Below are 21,296 nucleotides of genomic sequence, written 5' to 3'. Positions count from 1 at the left end.
ATGAACCTCCGGAGGTCGCCTTGTCCAAATCCAACATGACTCGCCGTTCGGCCCTTTTGGGGGCCGCATCCGTTCTGGCCACTCCGGCCCTCGTCCGCGCGCAAAGTTCTGACGCCTTCCCGCAAAGCGAAGACGCGATCAGCACGCAACTACCGGTACGCCGAAATGTCTCGTCATTCTCGCAGCAGAACTGGCAAGACCATTTTGATCAGCTGGGTGCGGGCTGCCTGCTGGCCGACATCACCAGCCGCGCGGTTCACTATTGGGGGCCGGACGGGACGTATAAGCTGTATCCCAGCTCGGTTCCGATGAGTGAAGAGCTGACTAGGCGCGGCTACACCAAGGTTGTCCGCAAGGCCGAATACCCGACATGGACGCCAACCGCCTCGATGCGGGAACGCGATCCGTCTCTGCCCGTTCGGATGGAGGGTGGTGACCCCGGCAACCCGCTGGGCACGCGCGCGATGTACCTGGGCTGGCCAGCTTATCTGGTCCATGGAACCCACGACACCCGCAAGATCGGACGGCAGAGTTCCTCCGGCTGTATCGGCCTTTACAACCAACATGTGGAAGAGCTGTACCCTCTGGTCCAAATCGGCACGCAGGTACGTTTGGTCTGAGGTCTAAAACTAAAAAACAGCAAAGCCCCGGTCATCAAGACCGGGGCTTTTTGTTTGGCGGGACGCCAAGGTTATTCGGGCAGAATAACCTCATCGACCACATGGATAACGCCATTGCTGGCTTCGATGTCGGCCTGCACCACATCAGCGCCATTCACGCGAACACCGTTTTTAGCGTTGACGCTCAGGCGATCGCCCTGAACGGTCAGAACCTTCGCGCGCTTGCCAGCGATATCACCCGACATCACTTTGGCAGGCACAACGTGGTAGGTCAGAATCTCAACCAGTTTGTCCTTGTTTTCCGGCAGCAGCAGGCTTTCGACTGTGCCCTCGGGCAGAGCAGCAAACGCCTCATCCGTCGGTGCAAAAACGGTGAACGGGCCGTTGCCCTTCAGCGTGTCGACCAGACCGGCGGCCTGAACGGCTGCGACCAGTGTGGTGAACGATCCCGCAGATACGGCGGTGTCAACGATGTCAGCTGCCTGAGCCTTAATCGGCATGGCAAGTGCAACGGCGGCGGCAGCGCCCATCAATGTACGACGAAACATGGCTGTCTTCTCCTCTCCAGCTTGTTATGGAAAGGGGTACGGCGCGTGTTTCACACCGGATCACTTTAGGATCACTGTTCTTTAGTCTGAACCCAGATACTCTGCGCCCGGCCAACGTTCAAAAACGGTAGCGCGTCACACGCATCGGGGCGGTCCTGTTGCAGATAATACCCCGGCCAAAGCATTGAAAACGCTCCAGATTGCAGAAGGGCGTGCAACATGTACTGCTCACCCCAACCTGGACAGTCGTAGAAAAAACGCTTGGGATATTCGTAAGGTAAAAAAACATCATGCACGTGGATGACAACGCCCGGTTTCAGCGTCGGGATGATGCGGCAAAAGAGATGTGCGACGTCATTGCTCATCCTAACAACATGGCTGGAATCGATGAACAGAACGTCCCCCGCCTCAAGCTGTTCGAACAGAGCCGGATCTACCTCCTCAAGCCTTTTTTGTTCGAACGCATCGACCACATGCGCGATGTCCGCGCGCGGATACGGGTCGATGGCTGTAATCTGCGTGTCCAACCCTCCGTCGAGGATAGCTTGCCGCGTCACGCGGGTTGAGTTGCCGCAACCAACCTCGATCACGCGTTTCGGTTTGAACCTGCGGATCATCAAATACAGAGCGTCAGCATCGGGGCTGTCATAATACCCGTTGCCCAGCAGGTAGCCCGTCTGGTTCTTGGCCGGGTTCTTCAATGCCTCCAGCGCATCCTTGTGCTGGCCGTATTCGGCGATCAGCTGCGCGATGTCGAAGCTTTCCATTCCCGGTGACAGCGCGTAAGCGGGGCGCTCCAGCCCGCCTGCCCGCTCGAACGCCTCCAGCCGGGCGCGTTCGTCCTGTTCGGTCACCTTGTCGACCAGCTTCACCCCTAGCTCATCAAGGGCTGCGTTGATCTGTGGGAATTTTCTGGGTTTCACGAGGCCGGCTCCGTTATCGCATTGCTGCCCGTTCCTTAGCGCTGCTTGCGGTCGCTCTGCAAGCAGCGCAGCGGCAAACCCTTGGCAAAACGTTGATTTACGTATTCACTGATTGCATTGGAAAACGGCAGGTAGGCCCATGCAACAAGATTTCACGATCGGCATTGAAGAAGAATACCTGCTGGTCGACCGCGACAGCCTGCATCTGGCCGAAGCCCCATCCGCATTGATGGAAGCCTGCCAGGCCGATTTCGAAGGACAGGTCAGCCCTGAATTTCTGCAGTGTCAAATCGAAGTTGGTACCCGCCCCCACACGACCGTCAAAAGCGCGCGCGAAGATCTCAGGCGTCTTCGGTCCTGTGTGTCAAAGCGGGCCGCCGAGTACAACCTAAGCCCGATCGCCGTGTCCTGCCATCCTTTCGCCGATTGGAAAAAACAGCACCACACACGGAAAGAGCGTTACGATGCGCTGCAACACGCTTTGGGCGGCGTTGCGCGGCGGATGCTGATTTGCGGGATGCATGTGCATGTTGGGGTTGAGGACCCGGCCCTACGCGCAGACCTGATGCCGCAGCTTAGTTATTTCCTGCCGCATCTGCTGGCACTTTCGGCGTCCTCCCCTTTCTGGAATGGCGAGGATACGGGGCTGTCCTCCTACCGCCTGACCGTGTTCGACAACCTACCGCGCACGGGATTGCCGCCGGTCTACAACAGTTGGAGCGAGTACGAACGCACAACCGGCGTGTTGGTCGAGCTTGGCGTGATCGAGGATACTACGAAAATATGGTGGGATCTGCGCCCTTCCCATCGATTCCCGACGCTGGAAACACGCATCATGGACGTCCAGCCGCGGCTTGAGCACACCTTATCTCTGGCCGCGCTCGTGCAGGCCTTGACCCGTATGCTGTGTCGCCTGAAGGCCCGTAATCTGCGCTGGCGGCAATATGACCGCTTCCTGATCGGTGAAAACCGCTGGCGTGCGCAACGCTATGGGGTCGGCGAAGGGCTGATTGATTTTGGGGATCGGTCGATCAAACCCATGGCCGAGCTGATCGGCGAACTCATGGGAATGTTGGCTGAAGATGCTGAGGCGTTGGGGACCATGACCGAACTCGCCCGCCTGCGTCAGATCGCCGAGACAGGCACCTCGGCCACCCGCCAACGGCGCGTCCATGCCGAAGCTGTCGCGAAGGGCGAAGACCCAGGCCAAGCCGTTGTCCGCCATCTGATCGAAGAGTTTCACGCGGACCTTTAGCGAACTCTACACTCAAACAGCTCTCAGGATTGCTCATCCTGAAATAGTTCTGTAACGATTGCGAAATAAACAATCGTTCAATTCTTTGCCTGTGGGAGGGTGCGCAATGGATTTCGGGCTGACCGAGGAACAAACGGCCATTTTCGATATGGCCTATGGATTTGGGCAGGACAACATCGCCCCATTCGCCCACCAGTGGGAGGCCGAAGGCACAATCCCCAAAGAGCTTTGGCCCCGTATCGGAGAGCTTGGCTTTGGCGCGCTCTACGTCTCGGAAGACAGCGGCGGAGCCGATCTCAGCCGTCTCGACGCAACCCTCGTGTTCGAGGCGCTGTCCATGGCCTGCCCCTCGGTCGCGGCGTTCCTGTCGATCCACAATATGTGCGCCAAGATGCTGGACAGTTTCGCCAGTGATGAGCTGAAATCACGGGTCATGCCCGATGTACTGAGCCTGAATACAGTGCTGAGCTATTGCCTGACCGAACCCGGCTCCGGCTCGGACGCCGCCGCGTTGAAGACGCGGGCTGAGCGCACGAACGAGGGCTACACTCTGAACGGTACCAAGGCCTTCATCTCGGGTGGCGGATACTCGGATGCCTATGTCTGCATGGTCCGCACGGGCGCGGAAGGTCCAAAAGGAATCTCGACCGTCTATGTCGAAGACGGCACGCCGGGTCTGAGCTTTGGAGCGCTGGAACAGAAGATGGGCTGGAAAAGCCAACCCACCGCGCAGGTCCAGTTCGACGATTGCAACATCCCCGCGGGCAATTTGGTCGGTTCCGAAGGCGACGGCTTCAAATACGCCATGATGGGCCTTGATGGAGGGCGTCTGAACATCGCCTCCTGCTCGCTTGGGGCTGCGCAGGCCGGATTGAACATGACCTTGCAATATATGTCTGAACGGAAGGCATTCGGCCAATCCATCGACCAGTTCCAGGCTCTGCAATTCCGTCTGGCCGATATGGAGATCGAATTGCAGGCCGCGCGCACCTTCCTGCGACAGGCCGCCTGGAAACTGGATCAAGGCGCGCCGGATGCGTCGAAATTCTGCGCTATGGCCAAGAAATTCGTGACCGAGACCGGCTCAAATGTTGTGGATCAATGCCTGCAATTGCATGGCGGCTACGGATATCTTGCCGACTATGGTATCGAAAAGCTTGTGCGCGACCTGCGGGTGCATCAGATACTGGAAGGCACAAACGAAATCATGCGCGTGATCGTGGCGCGCCACCTGCTGGCCGGAACCTGAGGGGATCATGCCTGACATCGACATTCGCACGACCGGTCGCGCCGGGCGCATCACCCTGACCCGCCCAAAGGCATTGAACGCCCTGAGCTATGAGATGTGCATGGCCATCGACACCGCCCTGCGCAACTGGCGCGAAGACGACGAGGTCGACCTGATCATCATCGACGCCGAGGGCGACAAAGCCTTTTGCGCAGGCGGCGACATTGCCAAACTCTTTGAAACCGGACTCGCAGGGGATTTCTCACACGGGCAAACCTTCTGGCGCGATGAATACCGCCTGAATGCGCTGATCTTCGCGTACCCCAAACCCATCATCAGCTTTCTGCAGGGTTTCACAATGGGCGGCGGAGTCGGCATCGGCTGCCACGGAACCCATCGCGTGGTCGGAGAGACGTCGAAAATCTCGATGCCGGAATGCGCGATCGGGCTGGTTCCGGATGTCGGCGGCTCGTTGATGTTGGCATTGGCGCCTGGGCGGCTTGGCGAATATCTAGGCCTCACAGCATTACGGATGGGACCAGCGGATGCTATCTACGCCGGTTTCGCCGATCACTTCATCCCTCAAGCCACCTGGCCGGACCTGATCGAACTGCTCGAGGCGTCGGGCAATGCCGAACTTGTCACCGATCACGCCCAACCCGCACCCGACGGGAAACTGCAGCAGATGCAACCCGAGATCGACCAGTATTTTGCAGGCGAAACGCTCGAGGATATCCTCATCACCCTTCGCTCAGAAGAGACTGATTTCCCGTCGAAAGCGCTGGACATGATGCGTCAGCATTCCCCGCTCTCCATGGCCTGCACGGTTGAGATGATCCACCGCCTGCGCGGCCCGTCCCTGACCATGCACCGTGCATTGGATATGGAGTACCGCTTCACCTACCGCGCGCAGGAACACGGAGATCTCATCGAAGGTATCCGCGCGCTGATCATAGATAGGGATCGTAGCCCAAGCTGGCAGTACCCGGATATGAAAGTCCCCGCTGTTGCGGTGTCGAAAATGCTGCAACCGCTTGGCGCGAACGCACTGACTTTTCAGGAGGATTAAGAGATGCAAATCGGTTTTATCGGCTTGGGCAATATGGGCGCGCCGATGGCGGCCAACCTTTCGAAGGCCGGGCATCAGGTGACAGGTTTCGACACGGTGGGCGTTCGCGTTGATGGCGTGACGAAAGCGCAATCCGCAACAGAGGCCGTCTCGGGCGCCGATGCCGTCATCACCATGCTGCCGAACGGCGACATCCTGCGCGCGGTCGCCAACCAGATCATCCCGACCATGCAACAGGGCGCGGTGTTGATAGACTGTTCGACTGTCGACGTAGACAGCGCCCGAGCCGTGGCAGAGCAAGCCATCGCCGCGCATCTTCTGTCCGTGGACGCGCCGGTCTCCGGCGGAATCGGAGGGGCCTCAGCTGGTACCCTGACCTTCATGGCTGGCGGATCATCCGACGCCTTTGCCAAGGCCGCCCCGCTCTTCGACATCATGGGTCAAAAAGCCGTGCATTGCGGTGAGGCCGGTGCTGGACAAGCGGCAAAAATCTGCAACAACATGATCCTCGGCGTCACCATGATCGCAACCTGCGAGGCCTTCGCGCTGGCCGACAAACTGGGCCTGGACCGGCAAAAGATGTTCGACGTGGTCAGCACGTCCTCCGGCTATAGCTGGACCATGAACGCCTATTGCCCCGCCCCCGGAGTCGGCCCCACCAGCCCCGCGGACAATGACTATCAGCCGGGCTTCGCCGCCGAATTGATGCTGAAAGACCTTCGCCTCAGCCAGCAAGCAGCCGAAAGCGCCGATGCAGACACCCCGATGGGCCAAGCCGCAACTGCGCTCTATCAGCAGTTCGTTGAAGCCGAAGGTGGTTTGGGCATGGATTTCTCAGCCATGCTGCCTAGATTTGAAAAACGCAGCCGAGTATAAGGCGCAAGGATCCTTCATTCATCTGGCTAAAAATATCCCGGAGCGCGAGGCAGAGACTCGCAAAAAACCGTGTCGCAGCCTATTCAGCCGCGACACGGGTGCCTGAAAGCATCGGCTTGAGGTAACGCCCCGTGTGGCTCCGCTCGACCTCGGCCACCTCTTCCGGTGTTCCGGTGGCAACGATCTCGCCACCGCCATCGCCACCTTCCGGGCCGATATCAATGATGTGGTCCGCGGTTTTCACAACGTCCAGATTGTGTTCGATCACGACAACCGTATTCCCCTGATCGACCAGTTCATGCAGAACTTCCAACAACTTACGAACATCTTCGAAATGCAAACCCGTCGTCGGCTCATCCAGAATATACAGTGTCCGCCCGGTTGAGCGCTTCGACAACTCCTTCGACAGTTTGACCCGCTGCGCCTCACCTCCAGACAGCGTGGTCGCCTGTTGGCCTACCTTTATATAGCCCAGCCCAACACGCGCCAGAGCATCCATCTTATCGCGGATCGACGGCACGGCCTTGAAGAACTCCTGCGCGTCTTCGACCGTCATATCCAGCACATCGGCGATGGACTTGCCTTTGAATTTGATCTCCAGCGTCTCGCGATTGTACCGCGCGCCCTTGCAGGTCTCGCAGGTGACATAGACATCGGGCAGAAAGTGCATCTCGATCTTGATGACACCGTCGCCCTGACACGCCTCGCACCGGCCGCCTTTGACGTTGAAACTGAACCGCCCGGGCTTGTAGCCGCGCGCTTTGGCCTCGGGCAATCCTGCGAACCAGTCACGGATCGGCGTGAACGCCCCGGTGTAAGTCGCTGGATTCGAACGCGGAGTCCGCCCGATGGGACGCTGATCGATGTCGATGACCTTGTCCAGATGCTCCAACCCTTTGATCGTTTCGCACGGCGCAGGCGTCTGGCGCGCGCCGTTCAACCGCATCGAGGCGGTTTTGAACAGCGTCTCAATCGTCAGCGTCGACTTGCCCCCACCCGACACGCCGGTCACACAGACGAATTTGCCCAGAGGGAACTCGGCCGTCACGTTCTTGAGGTTGTTGCCCGTCGCTTTCACCACGGTCAGCTTTTTCTTGTTGCCCTTGCGCCGTTCGGTAGGCACCGCAATTTCTCGCGTACCAGCCAGATATTGTCCCGTGACGGAGGCCGCATCTGCCGTGATCTCGGCGGGCGTTCCCTTGCTTACAACCTGCCCGCCATGAACACCCGCGCCAGGGCCGATGTCGAACACGTAGTCGGCCTCACGGATCGCTTCCTCATCGTGCTCAACGACGATCACCGTGTTGCCCTGATCTCGCAGGTTTTTCAGAGTGCCCAACAGGCGATCATTGTCCCGTTGGTGTAGGCCGATTGACGGCTCGTCCAGAACATAGAGAACGCCAGTCAGGCCCGATCCGATCTGGCTGGCAAGACGAATACGCTGGCTTTCACCGCCAGACAAAGTACCACTTGAACGCGACAGCGTAAGGTATTCCAAACCAACGTTATTCAGGAACCCAAGGCGTTCGCGAATCTCTTTCAGAATCGCCCGCGCGATTTCATTTTTCTGAACGCTCAGATGGTTCGGCGCGTCCTCGACCCAAGCCAGAGCCTCGCGGATCGACATCTCGACCACCTGACCCACATGCAGGCCTGCGATCTTTACGGCCAAGGCTTCCGCGCGCAGGCGGTAGCCTTCGCAGGTGCCGCACGGACGGTTGTTCTGGTAGCGCTCAAACTCTTCCCGAATCCAGGCGCTGTCAGTCTCGCGGTAGCGACGCTCCATATTCGGAATCACGCCCTCGAAGTTGCGCGTCACCTGATAGACACGCCCACCCTCATCATAGCGGAACTGGATTTCCTCATCCCCAGAGCCGCGCAGAAACACCTGTTGCACCTTCTTGGGTAGGTCTTTCCACGGCGTGCTCTTGTCGAACTCATAGTGGCGCGCGATGGCTTCAATGGTTTGCAGGAAATACGGAGACTTCCCCTTTCGCCACGGCGCTAGTGCCCCGTCATACAGCTTCAGTGTCTGGTCCGGCACCACGAGGCGTTCGTCAAAGAACAGCTCAACCCCCAAACCATCGCAATCCGGGCAGGCCCCGAACGGCGCGTTGAACGAAAACAGCCGGGGTTCGATTTCAGGAATCGTAAAGCCACTGACCGGGCAGGCAAAGTTTTCACTGAAAGTAATCCGTTCGGGATCCCCTTCGCGCGGCGCGGTTTCCAGAATCGCGATCCCATCAGCCAGATCCAGAGCGGTGCGCAGGCTGTCGGCCAGCCGCGTCTCCATCCCCTCGCGAACGACGAGACGATCCACAACCACATCGATATCGTGGCGGAATTTCTTGTCCAATGTCGGCGGTTCATCCAGTTCATAGAACTCACCATCCACCTTGACGCGCTGGAAGCCCTGTTTGCGCAGTTCGAGGAACTCTTTCTTATACTCGCCCTTCCGGTCGCGCACGATGGGGGCCAGAAGGTAACCGCGCGTGCCCTCTTCCATCGTAATGATCCGGTCGACCATGTCCTGTACTTGCTGCGCTTCGATCGGCAGACCAGTCGCGGGGCTATACGGCGTGCCCGCACGTGCAAACAGCAGGCGCATGTAGTCATAGATTTCGGTCACCGTTCCAACGGTCGAGCGCGGGTTCTTGGACGTGGTCTTCTGTTCGATCGAAATCGCCGGAGATAGACCGCTGATATGGTCCACATCCGGTTTTTCCATCATATCCAGGAATTGCCGCGCATAGGCCGAGAGGCTTTCGACATAGCGACGCTGACCCTCGGCATAGATCGTGTCGAAGGCCAACGAGGATTTGCCCGAGCCAGACAACCCGGTGATCACCACCAGCTGGTCGCGCGGGATATCCACGTCGATGCTCTTGAGGTTATGCTCGCGCGCGCCGCGCACCTCGATATTCTTAAGCTCAGCCATTCTGGCCCCCAACAAACACGTCCCTCAGAGATAGGCGAGCGGCGCTGAGTCTCCAACAGAAATGTTAGAACAAACTGTGAACGAACAGATTATTGCCGACACTTACTGACATCAGCCCGAAACAACGCCGACCTCGCGCCATGAACCAGTGATTTACGGAACTTTCAAGGAAAAATGGCGCGGTTGACGGGGCTCGAACCCGCGACCCCCGGCGTGACAGGCCGGTACTCTAACCAACTGAGCTACAACCGCGCATCTTTTTTCGTGGCCTTTATACTGGACCAAGTCTGGCAGCGATGGCGCGGTTGACGGGGCTCGAACCCGCGACCCCCGGCGTGACAGGCCGGTACTCTAACCAACTGAGCTACAACCGCCCGCTGCCCGTTCGTTGCTGAACGTTGGGGTGTATTATGGCTACGCTCGGGCATCGTCAAGCGGCGTTTTAAAGTTTTTTGCCAGAAGCCTGATTTTTGTTTGCAGCCACTCCTCGGCCATCCTTCGAGGCGCGGCGCGTGGGACCGCGCATTTGTGCCCCACCTGCAACAGCATATTGAAATCGAGCCAAACCCCTACTCATCCTTAACGATAAAAACTAACCAGACACTCATGCGCGTTAGTCTCATTTTGACCCGCGCCAACAAAAACACAAATCGGAACAGCAACATGAAAAAAATCATTGTTACCAGTGCATTGACCAGCCTTCTACTGACTGGCGCAGCATATGCCGTCGAGGTGACCGGCGGATATGTAGACCTGGGTTATTCTACCTTCACGGACAGCGATCTTGGCGATGTCTACAACCTCAACGGCGCGGGCGAGTTGGCGTTTTCCCGTGCGTTCAGCCTGCAGCTGGATGCCGGCGCTTATCGGTTCGAGGATGAGGACTTTGACGGTACAAGCGTCACCTTGCACGCCAATCTGCATACACAAAACGCCTCATTCGGTGCTTTCTACGGGCAGGACCATATCGAAGACGAGACGTTCCAATTCTACGGCGTTGAGGCCGGTTTCGGCGCAGGCCCTGCACAGATCGAAGGGTATCTGGGCTTTCAAGATCTGAAAGAATTCTCTGACGCAGATGGTGTGATCCTGGGCTTTTCGGCCGGAGGAGCCGTCACCGAGAAATGGACTGTGATCGGCAAATACGACTACGTAAACGATATTGAAGGTGCTTTGGACGTCAGCGCATTTTCGATTGGCGCGACCTATAATGTTGGCACCAATGCACAGGTTTACGGCGAATTCGGCGCAGCCCACCTGTCCATCGGCAGCGCCAGCAGCACCGAACCCTTCCTTGGCGCAGGTGTCCGTATCAATCTGGGCAACGAGCGCGGCACAACCTTCGGACGCCGTGGCGTTCTGGACAAACTGCCCGGCCTCTAAAGAACATCAGACTCCGGCTTGCATACTGGCCGGGGTCCCGCCCCTATAAGTCTTGCAGCCGGGAATGAGCTGCGATAAGACGCCGAGCAATGGGTGATTAGCTCAGTGGTAGAGCGCTTCGTTCACATCGAAGATGTCAGGAGTTCAAATCTCTTATCACCCACCACCTCCAGTTTTTCCCATCTCCAGACAACGCTTGTCAGGTCAGAAGCCGCCTGCGTATCCTTGATATACGCAGTGTAAAGGGTTGACGCAGATGGCCAAATTGAAGCGTGACATTGGCCTATTGGGTCTGACCTTCATTTCCGTTGGCGGCATTATAGGCTCTGGATGGTTGTTCGGCCCGCTCTTGGCTGTGCAACATGCAGGACCAGCTGCGGTTCTGTCCTGGATCATTGGCGCGGTGGCCATGTTTGTTCTGGCCATCACCTTCGCCGAAATCTCGGCCATGCTGCCTATCCCCGGCGGGATTGCTCGGGTTCCTCAATTCTCTCATGGCAACATCGTCGCGATGGCAATGGGTTGGACGGCCTGGATCGGCTACAACACCACTGCGCCCATCGAGGTTGAGGCAATGTTGAAATACTTAGCCCCCTATGCGCCGTGGTTGCACACTGCCGAGACCGGAGATCTGACGAGCGCAGGTGTGCTGGTTGCTCTGTCCTTCATGCTGCTATTCGTTGTTGTAAACGCCTTGGGCGTCAAATTCTTCACGCGTGTCAACGCCACCCTAACCTGGGCGAAAATAGCGATTCCGATCATTCTCTCAGTACTCTTGATCGTGAGCAGGTTTGAGGTTCAGAACTTCAGCCGACCCGACGGGTTCGCCCCATACGGACTGCAAGGCATCATGGCTGCGGTGTCGACTGGGGGCGTGATCTTTTCCTTCATCGGATTTCGTCACATCGTCGATATGGCGGGTGAGGTCCGCAACCCGAAATTCGCAATCCCAGCCGCACTGGTCCTCTCGATCGTGATGTGTGCGGCCATCTATCTAGCCCTACAGATCGCATTCATCGGCGCCCTTGATCCAACCTCGCTTGCACAAGGCTGGTCCAGTCTCAGCTTCGGCGGTGAAGGGCCGTTGGATGCCGTGATTATGTCTGTCGGCATTGTCTGGTTCCTAAGTGTATTGAATGTCGGCTCAGTCATCGGACCGTTCGGCAACGGACTTGTTGCAACAGGTTCGAATGCCCGGATTGCCATGGCCCTGTCGAAGAACGGATTTCTGCCTCATCGCATAATGCGGTTGTCCTCGTTCGGAGTACCCCTCTGGGCGCTTTTGCTGAATTTCGGGATCGGACTTTTGTTTCTGCTTACAGTCCCGTTTACCACGGTCATCGCATTGAACGGGGCGGCCATTGTTTTGTCCTTCGCGGTAGGCCCAATCGCTGTCGTATGCCTCAGAAAGCTGATGCCAGATCACCCTCGCTCGATCCGAATCCCCGCTGTCCACTTCGTAGGCGCTCTGGCCTTCGCCATCGCGACACTTATCGTTTATTGGAGCGGATGGGACACCGTCTGGCGTCTAGGTATCGCGCTGATCATCGGCATGATCTTGTTGCTGATCCGCTTTCACAATCGCCTGGACGAAATGGATGTAGTCGAAGCTCGTTGGCTGATGCCCTATTTCGTCGGCATCGGTGTGATCTCAGTATTTGGCCAGTTCGGAGAGGGTGCTCTAAAACTCATCCCGTTCGGCTGGGATATTCTGGTCTGCATTCTGTTCTCAACATCGATCTTCATGATCGCCGTCCGGTCGTCTTTGGCAGACGTTAAGTTTCAGAAATACATCGAAGAAGAGGAAATTTTAGACCCGAAACAACCTGTTATCGGACTATAGTAAAAAGGCGGGGACCAGCCCCGCCTTTTTTTGTGTCTTAGTGCGCCGTTGCAGACGGCCCTGAGCTTTCAGCCGCTTTTGCTGCCGCAGCCGCAGCCTCTTCCGCAGCTTCGTCCCATTCGATGGGCTCAGGAGTTTCCACAAGCGCCTGTTTCAGCACTTCCGAGACGTGTTCGACCGGGATGATCTCCAGCCCTTCTTTCACGTTGTCCGGAATGTCGGCCAGATCCTTTTCATTCTCTTCCGGGATCAGAACTGTCTTGATGCCACCGCGCAGAGCCGCCAGCAGTTTTTCCTTCAAACCACCGATCGGCATCGCATTCCCGCGCAGTGAGACCTCACCAGTCATGGCGATGTCCTTGCGTACCGGGATACCGGTCAGGACCGAGACTATCGAAGTCACCATCGCCAAACCAGCCGACGGGCCATCCTTAGGCGTCGCGCCATCCGGCACGTGTACGTGGATATCGATCTTGTCGAACTGAGGCGGCTTCACCCCGATCTGAGGCGAAATTGAGCGCACATAGGACGAGGCTGCGTCGATGGATTCCTTCATCACATCGCCCAGTTTACCGGTGGTCTTCATCCGCCCCTTGCCGGGCAATTTCAGCGCCTCGATATGCAGCAGGTCTCCACCAACAGACGTCCATGCCAGACCGGTCACGACGCCAACTTGATCGTCCTGTTCAGCCAGACCATAGCGGAACTTGGGCACGCCGAGGAAATCATCCAGATTCTCAGGCGTCACGGTAACCGAGTCAGCCTCTTTCTTGATGATCTTGGTCAGCGACTTCCGCGCCACTTTTGCGATTTCACGTTCGAGGTTCCGCACGCCCGCCTCGCGAGTGTAAGTGCGGATGATCGACTGCAGCGCCTCATCAGTCAGTTCAAATTCCTTGGCTTTCAGACCATGGTTTTTGACCTGCTTGCTGATCAGGTGCTGTTTGGCGATCTCGGATTTTTCCTCTTCGGTGTAACCGGCCAGCGGGATTATCTCCATCCGGTCCAGCAGAGGCCCAGGCATGTTGTAGCTGTTCGACGTGGTCAGGAACATCACGTTGGACAGGTCATATTCGACCTCAAGGTAGTGGTCCATGAACGTGCTGTTCTGTTCCGGGTCCAACACCTCGAGCATCGCCGAGGCCGGATCGCCACGGAAGTCCTGCCCCATCTTGTCGATCTCATCGAGCAAGATCAGCGGGTTCGTTGTTTTCGCCTTTTTCAGCGCCTGAATGATCTTACCGGGCATCGAGCCAATATACGTCCGGCGGTGGCCACGAATCTCGGATTCGTCGCGTACACCACCAAGCGAGATGCGAATGAACTCGCGCCCCGTGGCTTTGGCAACCGATTTACCCAGCGAGGTTTTACCCACGCCCGGAGGGCCAACAAGGCACAGGATCGGGCCTTTCAGCTTTTTCGAACGCTGTTGAACCGCCAGATACTCAACGATCCGCTCCTTGACCTTCTCAAGCCCGTAGTGATCGGCATCCAGAATGTCCTGCGCCCGGCCCAGATCCTTTTTGACGCGGGATTTGGTGCCCCATGGCAGCGACAGAATCCAGTCCAGATAGTTGCGCACAACGGTGGCCTCAGCCGACATCGGGCTCATGTTGCGCAGCTTCTTCAGCTCGCCTTCAGCCTTTTCGCGCGCCTCTTTCGACAGTTTGGTCTCGTTGATCTTCTCTTCCAGCTCGGCAACTTCGTTCGAACCGTCCTCACCGTCACCAAGCTCCTTCTGAATGGCCTTCATCTGCTCATTCAGATAATACTCGCGCTGGGTCTTCTCCATCTGAGATTTGACGCGGGTCTTGATCTTTTTCTCGACCTGCAGAACCGACATTTCGCCCTGCATCAGGCCATAGACCTTCTCAAGCCGCTCGCTGACCGAGAGCGTCTCAAGCAGTTCCTGCTTTTGTTCGACCTCAATGCCCAGATGACCCGACACAAGGTCGGCCAGTTTGGCAGGCTCGGTGGTCTCACCCACGGCAGCCAAAGCTTCCTCGGGGATGTTCTTGCGAACCTTGGCATAGCGCTCAAACTCATCCGCGACGGTGCGCAGCAGCGCTTCGGTCGTGGTGACATCGCCGGGGATTTCGGTCAGATACTCGGCACGGGCTTCGAAAAACTGATCGTTTTCAAGAAATTCCGTAATCTGCACACGCGCCTGCCCTTCGACCAGCACCTTGACGGTGCCGTCGGGCAATTTCAGCAGCTGCAGAACATTGGCCAGAACGCCGGCCTGATAGATACCATCCACATCCGGATCATCGACACTGGGGTCGATCTGGCTGGACAACAGAATTTGCTTATCATCCTGCATGACCTCTTCCAGCGCGCGGACCGATTTGTCTCGGCCCACGAACAGCGGCACGATCATATGCGGGAACACCACAATATCGCGCAGCGGCAGGACGGGGTATGAGGAATTCAGAGGCTCTTGCATGCTCTATCCTTATCATTGGCAAGACGGCTCTGGTCCCTGCTTTAGGCAACCACTGGCCGTCTCCTGTCTTGGATGGTTTAAGGTGGGGCTGTTACCGCCCTATTTCAACCTCACCACCGTGTCTCAATTCGCAGCATGACCAAAGGTTTTGCGGACCGCAAGGCGCGCCGGGAAGATATCCACCGAAATTGTGCGGGTGCCTGCTAAATCGGCTCAATATCGCCCTGCGCGCGCTGCGCATGGAAATTGGCCTGCCAGGCCTCAAACGTTCCTGCCGCAATCGCGTCGCGCATACCCTGCATGACTTCCTGGAAGTAATGCAGGTTGTGCCAGGTCAACAGCATGCCCGAGATCATCTCATTCGAGCGGAAAACATGGTGCAGATATGCGCGCGAGTAGTTCGAACAGGCCGGGCATGTACACTCTTCGTCTAGCGGGCGTGGATCATCAGCATGACGCGCGTTTTTGATGTTCACCACACCGCGCCTCGTAAAAACTTGACCGGTGCGTCCGGACCGGGACGGCAAAACGCAATCCATCATGTCCACACCGCGCGCCACGGCACCTACGATATCATCCGGTTTACCCACACCCATCAGGTAGCGCGGCCTGTCGCTGGGCAGGAAACCAGGTGCAAAATCGAGGCAATCAAACATCGCCTCTTGCCCCTCACCGACGGCCAGACCGCCGATAGCGTAGCCTTCGAACCCGATCGCTTTCAAAGCCTCGGCGCTTTCTTCGCGCAGGTCCTGTTCCAGCCCACCTTGCATGATCCCGAACAGCGCGTGGCCGGGGCGATCCCCGAACGCGTCGCGCGAGCGTTGTGCCCATCGCATAGACAGCTGCATCGACTCGGCAATGCGCTTCCGGTCCGCAGGCAGTGAGGGGCATTCATCGAAACACATCACGATGTCCGACCCCAGCAGGCGCTGAATTTCCATCGACCGTTCCGGCGTCAGCTCATGCTTGGAGCCATCGATATGCGATTTGAAGGTCACGCCCTTTTCGGTCAGTTTGCGCAACCCTGCCAGAGACATGACCTGAAAACCGCCTGAGTCGGTCAGGATGGGACGATCCCAATTCATGAACTTGTGCAGCCCGCCCAATCGGTCGATCCGTTCGGCCGTGGGGCGCAGCATCAAGTGGTAAGTGTTGCCCAGTAGGATATCGGCCCCGGTCGCACGTACGCTTTCCGGCATCATCGCCTTGACCGTCGCTGCGGTGCCAACCGGCATGAAGGCAGGCGTGCGAACCTCGCCGCGTGGCGTGTTGATAACGCCGGTGCGGGCTTTGCCGTCGGTTGCTTTGAGGTCAAAGGAAAACTGCTGGGTCATGTCATCATCTCGGATCGCGGAACCGGGCAGGATTTGCCCGATCCGCCAGTTCTTTGCAACCCGTCAGGGCAGAGAGGCCACGCGGGCCGTAAAGAGATCAACAACCCCTGCCCCGTCAACGTCCCGGCAGACCCAAACCGGAGGCCGCGCCTCGTCTGGCACTGTAGCTCCGATTGCCTCACCTTCTGTTGCCACCTTCAATCCGGTCTGAACGAAGTCGAACATATGATCATGGGTACAGGCGATGACCGCGGTCGAGTCGTGCAAGCCACAGCCTTCCAACCCTCCGATCTCTTTATAGAACTTAAGAAAGAACCGAGAGATATCGCGTAGAAATGCCCCCATATTGGGCGATTTCAGAGCCAAATCCTCGAAATCAGCACTCTTGTAGAGAGTTTTCAGCGTCACATCCAAACCGACCAGAACAGTCTCAGGCGGTGCCGAAAACACCGCGTCGGCGGCTTTGGAGTCGTGGTAGATATTCGCTTCGGCATGTTCCGTGACGTTGCCGGGGCAATAGACTGCGCCGCCCATGATCACCAGACGTTTGAGGTTGGAGGCGAATTCGGGATCCAATGCCATGGCATCCGCGATATTGGTCAACGGGCCGACCGCGCACACGACAAGCTCACCCGGATGTTGGCGTGCCGTTTCAACCAGAAACGCGGCCGCGCTCAGGTCGTGGTTCTGCCCGATCTCTGGGATTTCGGTCAGATCACCAAAGCCTTCCGGCCCATGCACATGCTCGGATGGGCGATGGTCGTCCTCGCCTTGAGCAAAGGGGGCGCCCTGTGCCACCGGGACAGCTAGTCCAAGCTTATCAACCAGATAGCGCGCGTTGCGGCTGGATTGATGGACATGGGTGTTTCCGAAAACGGTGGTTAGCCCGATCAGGTCAATCTCGGGTGCGGCCGCAGCGTAGGCAATCGCCATTGCATCGTCGATGCCGGGGTCTGTGTCGATTATCAGTTTCATCCTCACCCGATAGCGCAAGCATTCACAGATGCAAAGCGGTCACTGACTTTAGGTTCAGCCGTAAATTTCGGGTATTCTGGATTTGCAACCACCCCGGTTCCCGCCATACCAGAGTTGAAATCGGGCGACTCAATCCCCAAATGTATACTATAGTACACAATAAAAGAGGACAGTTATGACAGAAGAGCAGATCATCGGATTGCTTTCGTCGAATATCATTTACCTGTTGGCCGCCATTCTGGTGGTGGTCGTCATTTTCAAAGGTATCAAAATCGTTCCCCAATCTGAGAAGTATGTGGTGGAGCGGTTCGGGCGCCTGCACTCGGTCCTTGGGCCGGGGATCAACTTTATCGTTCCGTTTCTGGATGTTGCACGTCACAAGATATCCATTCTTGAGCGCCAGCTGCCCAACGCAACGCAGGACGCGATTACCAAGGATAACGTGCTGGTACAGATCGATACCTCGGTCTTCTATCGCATTCTCGAGCCGGAAAAGACTGTCTACCGTATCCGTGATGTGGACGGCGCGATTGCGACCACGGTCGCAGGTATCGTGCGGGCTGAAATCGGCAAGATGGACCTGGATGAGGTCCAATCGAACCGCGCGCAGTTGATTGCGCAAATTCAGGCCAGCGTAGAAACCGCTGTCGACGACTGGGGTATCGAAGTGACCCGGGCCGAGATTCTGGATGTGAACCTCGATCAGGCCACTCGCGATGCGATGCTGCAGCAGTTGAACGCGGAACGCGCGCGCCGCGCTCAAGTCACTGAGGCTGAAGGTCAGAAACGCGCGGTCGAGCTGCAGGCGGACGCCGAACTCTACGCGGCCGAGCAAACCGCAAAGGCCCGCCGCATTGAGGCCGAAGCCGAAGCCTACGCAACCGGCGTTGTTGCAAAGGCCATTCAGGACAACGGCATCGAGGCCGCTCAGTACCAGGTTGCTCTGAAACAGGTGGAATCGCTGAACGCTCTGGGCAATGGTACAGGTAAGCAGACGATTGTTGTGCCGGCCAACGCGCTTGAGGCGTTTGGCGATGCGTTTAAGATGCTCAAAGGGGTTAAATGATGGCAGACCCGTTTTGGATGACGTGGTGGATCTGGATGGCGGGCGCTCTGGCGCTCGGCATTCTGGAGATCGTCCTGCCCGGCTTCATCTTTCTCGGATTCGCCATCGGGGCGGCGGGCACCGGCCTGCTGCTATTGATCCCGGGTCTTGCGCCTTCTCTGCCGATTCTGATGCTGATCTTCGCGGTTCTGTCGCTGGTCGCGTGGCTGGCCCTGCGCAAGACCTTCGCGCACCCGCATGGGCAGGTGAAAACCTTTGAACGCGATATCAACGACTAAGCACAGGCAGCGCCCAAGAGTCACTGCACGACTGGACGCTGCCAGACCTGTTCCCTATATAAACACTCAGGCAACTGACCCGAGGCAAAGATGACTCACCCGAGTGAACAGTTAGAAGGCACACCCTTGATTGCGCCATCGAGCATAGAACACCCTCTGTATGACCAGGTGGTCGAAGCGTGCCGGACGGTCTTTGATCCGGAAATCCCGGTCAATATCTACGACCTGGGCCTTATCTATACGATAGACATCAAGGACGATAACGCCGTCAAGGTGATCATGACTCTGACCGCCCCGGGTTGCCCCGTCGCCGGAGACATGCCGGGCTGGATTATGGAAGCCATCGAACCCGTCGCTGGCGTGAAAGAAGTCGACGTCGAACTGACCTGGGAACCGCCCTGGGGCATGGAGATGATGTCAGACGAAGCGCGGCTAGAGCTGGGCTTTATGTAACATCAGCACCTAGCTAAGCCTTTGTCACAAAAGGTTAACCCTTCTGTTACCAAAGTGTAGAGCTACTGTCACAGTACTGCGGGACACATGCGGCGCAAGTGTTTGTATTCCCAAAAGCTCTTGCAAATGGGCCTGACTGGAAGACACCGCCCCCCATGGTACCGGCCCCGAAATTGGACCGCCCTTGCCCGAGGGCGGTCTTTTATTAAGCCTTAGCTTACCCCGCACTTGGCTTTGATTTCAGCCGATCGCGCATCGAGCTGTTTGATGTAGTCACCGGACAGCATCTGCAATCTCTTGTTCTCGGTCCCCGTCACCAACCCAAGCAAAGCACCTGCCGGCGTTATGGCTGCAACGCTTTCCAATTGCTGGTCCTCAGCATGTTTCTTCTCGGCTGCAATCGCGCGCAGATCACCTTCTGCTGTTGTGCAATTGATGGGATGTCGTTTCAAAGTTTCCTCGGCAGAAGCGGGAACTGAGAAAGCCACAAGAGCCGCGCAAGCCAAGAAAGCCCCCAAACTTACCTTCACTTTACCTTTTAACCTGTTCATTTTATTTAAATCTCCTCAGAAAGATCTCTGATCTCAAGCGCGTGGCTGCGATCACCCATAAACAGGCTATGCCTATCCTCAATGCGAAAGCAACACGGACACGGCTGTGCTTTCAGTATCAAATTTCAATTTCTAGGGGCGCTCTGACTTGAGCCTACTGAAAGACGACCCTAAATTACATCTATCGCTCGACGACGGAGACTCAGATGTTCGGCATCCCCGGCAAACAAGCCGTGACCATGACGCCCAAAGCGGCAGAGCAGATCACCCGCCTGATGAAATCCGGCGGCCATGCCGGTCTGCGCATCGGCGTGAAAAAAGGTGGCTGCGCCGGTATGGAATATACCATGGACTACGTCGATGAGGCCGATCCCCATGACGAGGTCGTGGAACAAGACGGTGCGCGCGTCATGATTGCTCCAATGGCGCAGATGTTCCTGTTCGGCACCGAAATCGACTACGAGGTTTCGCTGCTGGAATCCGGGTTCAAGTTCAAAAACCCCAATGTCGTTGACGCTTGCGGTTGCGGCGAATCCATCAAATTCGACGAAACCCTAGCCCAGCAATCCTAACTTGCGTTCAAGTGAATGTAGGTCTCGTTGTAACGCCGTGTCAGGTGCTCTCCGGCCGTGATCACCTGATCTGACGTCGGAGGGGCCACATTCGTGTGGTAGGACGGGTTGAAGAAAAGCGGGACCGAGATCCTCTCATTCGTGCCGCCAACCACCCGATGCTCGGTCGCCTTGACGCGACCGGCGGTCCAGAATTCCAGCATCTCGCCGAAATTGATGATGAATACGCCCGGCTCGGCCTCAACCTTTTCCCAGCTGCCATCGGGCATCCGAACCTCAAGCCCCGCAGTGCCATCGGTCGCCAACAGGGTCACGCAGCCATAATCGGTATGCGCGCCGATGCCAAAATCCTTCTCCCCAGCCCAATCGGGACGCTGCGGGTAATAGTTGCCACGCAGCAACGCCATGGGCGTATCAAACGCGTCGTCAAAACTGTCCGAGCCGCGCCCCAGAGCAACCGCAATTGCCCGCAGAACACGCATCGCGACATCGCAGGCATCGGTGTAATAGGACTGAACAGCCTCACGGAACCCCTCGGGCTTCGCAGGCCAAAGGTTGGGCGCATAGACGCTGAGATTCTCAGCGCGATATGGGATTTCGGGCGGCAGCTCAAAGCCGCAATCGAATACTTCCTTGAAATCGGGGTTCGCGTTCGGGTCGACCTGTTCTGATTTCGGTGCGCCCCAGCCCCGGTTCGAGCCAGTTGACGCCATGTCGACCGACTTTTTCTCCTGCTCAGGCAAATGGAAAAAGGCGCGGTAGGCCTCGATGACGCGCTGAACCCGCTCAGCGCTAAGCCCAGTGTCGCCCACCGTAAGAAACCCCACCTGCCCGACGGCCCGCAGCAATCTGGCAAGCTCATCAATGTCCTGACTGTCCAATTTTTCAAGGTTGAGTTTGTCGATCATGGCGCCCTCGGAATCGCTGCGCGGACCCTG

Annotated in this window: 19 protein-coding genes and 3 tRNA genes; 12 read left to right on the top strand and 10 right to left on the bottom strand. The window is 57.4% G+C overall.

The window, feature by feature from the left end:
- Nucleotides 1-35: 35 nt before the first annotated feature.
- Nucleotides 36-620, top strand: a complete 585-nt coding sequence (locus tag ACR0JF_RS00210) for a L,D-transpeptidase (RefSeq protein ID WP_170641445.1) — start codon at nucleotides 36-38, stop codon at nucleotides 618-620.
- A 71-nt stretch (nucleotides 621-691) separates the two neighbouring features.
- On the opposite strand, the gene ACR0JF_RS00205 is transcribed toward ACR0JF_RS00210, so the two are convergent.
- The gene (locus tag ACR0JF_RS00205) at nucleotides 692-1,168 is read right to left on the bottom strand and encodes a fasciclin domain-containing protein (protein WP_170373597.1); all 477 of its coding nucleotides are present in this window, start codon (nucleotides 1,166-1,168) and stop codon (nucleotides 692-694) included.
- A 71-nt stretch (nucleotides 1,169-1,239) separates the two neighbouring features.
- On the bottom strand, nucleotides 1,240-2,091 hold the full coding sequence (locus ACR0JF_RS00200; RefSeq protein WP_170659463.1) for a class I SAM-dependent methyltransferase: 852 nt from the start codon (nucleotides 2,089-2,091) through the stop codon (nucleotides 1,240-1,242).
- A 139-nt stretch (nucleotides 2,092-2,230) separates the two neighbouring features.
- On the opposite strand from ACR0JF_RS00200, the gene ACR0JF_RS00195 reads away from it, so the two are divergent.
- From ACR0JF_RS00195 to mmsB, 4 genes are all read left to right on the top strand, one after another.
- The gene (locus tag ACR0JF_RS00195) at nucleotides 2,231-3,346 is read left to right on the top strand and encodes a carboxylate-amine ligase (protein WP_170638793.1); all 1,116 of its coding nucleotides are present in this window, start codon (nucleotides 2,231-2,233) and stop codon (nucleotides 3,344-3,346) included.
- Nucleotides 3,347-3,452: 106 nt separating this feature from the next.
- A complete protein-coding gene (locus ACR0JF_RS00190) occupies nucleotides 3,453-4,595 on the top strand; it encodes an acyl-CoA dehydrogenase family protein (protein WP_170659462.1) in 1,143 nt (380 codons plus the stop codon).
- 7 nt (nucleotides 4,596-4,602) lie between these two features.
- The gene (locus tag ACR0JF_RS00185; protein WP_170747542.1) at nucleotides 4,603-5,643 is read left to right on the top strand and encodes a 3-hydroxyisobutyryl-CoA hydrolase; all 1,041 of its coding nucleotides are present in this window, start codon (nucleotides 4,603-4,605) and stop codon (nucleotides 5,641-5,643) included.
- A gap of 3 nt (nucleotides 5,644-5,646) precedes the next feature.
- Nucleotides 5,647-6,519: a 3-hydroxyisobutyrate dehydrogenase gene (gene mmsB / locus ACR0JF_RS00180; protein ID WP_170747543.1), complete on the top strand. Its 873-nt coding sequence runs from the start codon at nucleotides 5,647-5,649 to the stop codon at nucleotides 6,517-6,519.
- A 79-nt stretch (nucleotides 6,520-6,598) separates the two neighbouring features.
- Here the strand turns inward: mmsB and uvrA are convergent, their stop codons facing one another.
- The 3 genes from uvrA to ACR0JF_RS00165 all read right to left on the bottom strand — a co-directional run bounded on the left by uvrA (nucleotide 6,599) and on the right by ACR0JF_RS00165 (nucleotide 9,831).
- Nucleotides 6,599-9,457 (bottom strand): excinuclease ABC subunit UvrA, encoded by a 2,859-nt coding sequence (uvrA, locus tag ACR0JF_RS00175; protein ID WP_170659461.1) that lies wholly within the window; start codon nucleotides 9,455-9,457, stop codon nucleotides 6,599-6,601.
- A 175-nt stretch (nucleotides 9,458-9,632) separates the two neighbouring features.
- Nucleotides 9,633-9,709, bottom strand: a tRNA-Asp gene (locus ACR0JF_RS00170).
- A 45-nt stretch (nucleotides 9,710-9,754) separates the two neighbouring features.
- A tRNA-Asp gene (locus tag ACR0JF_RS00165) sits at nucleotides 9,755-9,831 on the bottom strand.
- Between the two features lie 289 nt (nucleotides 9,832-10,120).
- Between ACR0JF_RS00165 and ACR0JF_RS00160 the strand changes: the two genes are divergently transcribed.
- From ACR0JF_RS00160 to ACR0JF_RS00150, 3 genes are all read left to right on the top strand, one after another.
- Nucleotides 10,121-10,840 carry a porin gene (locus ACR0JF_RS00160; protein ID WP_170659460.1) on the top strand — a complete coding sequence of 240 codons (720 nt, stop codon included), beginning with the start codon at nucleotides 10,121-10,123 and terminating at the stop codon, nucleotides 10,838-10,840.
- Nucleotides 10,841-10,931: 91 nt separating this feature from the next.
- Nucleotides 10,932-11,006 (top strand) — tRNA-Val (locus ACR0JF_RS00155).
- A 90-nt stretch (nucleotides 11,007-11,096) separates the two neighbouring features.
- On the top strand, nucleotides 11,097-12,683 hold the full coding sequence (locus tag ACR0JF_RS00150; protein WP_170659459.1) for an APC family permease: 1,587 nt from the start codon (nucleotides 11,097-11,099) through the stop codon (nucleotides 12,681-12,683).
- Between the two features lie 37 nt (nucleotides 12,684-12,720).
- Here the strand turns inward: ACR0JF_RS00150 and lon are convergent, their stop codons facing one another.
- The 3 genes from lon to ACR0JF_RS00135 all read right to left on the bottom strand — a co-directional run bounded on the left by lon (nucleotide 12,721) and on the right by ACR0JF_RS00135 (nucleotide 17,438).
- Nucleotides 12,721-15,129, bottom strand: a complete 2,409-nt coding sequence (gene lon, locus ACR0JF_RS00145) for an endopeptidase La (RefSeq protein WP_170659458.1) — start codon at nucleotides 15,127-15,129, stop codon at nucleotides 12,721-12,723.
- A gap of 203 nt (nucleotides 15,130-15,332) precedes the next feature.
- Entirely contained in the window at nucleotides 15,333-16,463 is a 1,131-nt protein-coding gene (gene tgt, locus ACR0JF_RS00140) for a tRNA guanosine(34) transglycosylase Tgt (RefSeq protein ID WP_170659457.1), read from the bottom strand.
- Between the two features lie 63 nt (nucleotides 16,464-16,526).
- Nucleotides 16,527-17,438 (bottom strand): nucleoside hydrolase, encoded by a 912-nt coding sequence (locus ACR0JF_RS00135; protein ID WP_170659456.1) that lies wholly within the window; start codon nucleotides 17,436-17,438, stop codon nucleotides 16,527-16,529.
- A gap of 175 nt (nucleotides 17,439-17,613) precedes the next feature.
- Between ACR0JF_RS00135 and ACR0JF_RS00130 the strand changes: the two genes are divergently transcribed.
- From ACR0JF_RS00130 to ACR0JF_RS00120, 3 genes are all read left to right on the top strand, one after another.
- Entirely contained in the window at nucleotides 17,614-18,504 is an 891-nt protein-coding gene (locus ACR0JF_RS00130; protein WP_170373587.1) for an SPFH domain-containing protein, read from the top strand.
- Nucleotides 18,504-18,782 (top strand): NfeD family protein, encoded by a 279-nt coding sequence (locus tag ACR0JF_RS00125; RefSeq protein WP_170659455.1) that lies wholly within the window; start codon nucleotides 18,504-18,506, stop codon nucleotides 18,780-18,782. The genes ACR0JF_RS00130 and ACR0JF_RS00125 overlap by 1 nt, the downstream gene beginning before the upstream one ends.
- A 90-nt stretch (nucleotides 18,783-18,872) precedes the next feature.
- A complete protein-coding gene (locus ACR0JF_RS00120; RefSeq protein WP_170458085.1) occupies nucleotides 18,873-19,235 on the top strand; it encodes an SUF system Fe-S cluster assembly protein in 363 nt (120 codons plus the stop codon).
- A gap of 212 nt (nucleotides 19,236-19,447) precedes the next feature.
- On the opposite strand, the gene ACR0JF_RS00115 is transcribed toward ACR0JF_RS00120, so the two are convergent.
- Nucleotides 19,448-19,786, bottom strand: a complete 339-nt coding sequence (locus ACR0JF_RS00115; RefSeq protein ID WP_480668841.1) for a hypothetical protein — start codon at nucleotides 19,784-19,786, stop codon at nucleotides 19,448-19,450.
- Nucleotides 19,787-19,992: 206 nt separating this feature from the next.
- Between ACR0JF_RS00115 and ACR0JF_RS00110 the strand changes: the two genes are divergently transcribed.
- Nucleotides 19,993-20,358 carry a HesB/IscA family protein gene (locus ACR0JF_RS00110; protein WP_170467154.1) on the top strand — a complete coding sequence of 122 codons (366 nt, stop codon included), beginning with the start codon at nucleotides 19,993-19,995 and terminating at the stop codon, nucleotides 20,356-20,358.
- Here the strand turns inward: ACR0JF_RS00110 and ACR0JF_RS00105 are convergent.
- Nucleotides 20,355-21,266 carry an isopenicillin N synthase family oxygenase gene (locus ACR0JF_RS00105; RefSeq protein ID WP_170659454.1) on the bottom strand — a complete coding sequence of 304 codons (912 nt, stop codon included), beginning with the start codon at nucleotides 21,264-21,266 and terminating at the stop codon, nucleotides 20,355-20,357. The genes ACR0JF_RS00110 and ACR0JF_RS00105 overlap by 4 nt on opposite strands.
- Nucleotides 21,267-21,296: the final 30 nt, after the last annotated feature.

This window comes from Ruegeria sp. BG11 (assembly GCF_056538565.1).
This window is presented reverse-complemented; position numbering and strand designations above follow the sequence as displayed.